This window comes from Isoptericola croceus (assembly GCF_029382255.1).
Classification (GTDB): domain Bacteria; phylum Actinomycetota; class Actinomycetes; order Actinomycetales; family Cellulomonadaceae; genus Isoptericola; species Isoptericola croceus.
Map to the genome: position 1 here is coordinate 1 of NZ_JARLLG010000285.1, position 270 is coordinate 270.

Below are 270 nucleotides of genomic sequence, written 5' to 3' on the forward strand. Positions count from 1 at the left end.
CATGACGTAGAAAAAGAACATCACGCCAATCGCTAGCCAGAAGGACATCCCCGCCATTGAACACATCAACGCAATGAGGTATGTACCAACCAAAAGCCCAATAACCGCCCACCGATACGGTAGCGGTTCATTGGAGTCATCGATTGGCGCGCGACTCGAAAAGGTCTTTCGGATGACGGCCGATAAATGGTGGCGAGCGAGCCAAATTACAAACACCACCAGCGCAAGATAGCCGCCCATCTCTTGCCGATTCGCCAGTGTCCATCCACT

Annotated in this window: 1 protein-coding gene; it reads right to left on the reverse strand. The window is 52.6% G+C overall.

The window, feature by feature from the left end:
* Positions 1 to 270, reverse strand: a 270-nt coding sequence (locus tag PZC42_RS21400; RefSeq protein ID WP_277214168.1) for a DUF6785 family protein, incomplete at both ends; no start/stop codon positions are given.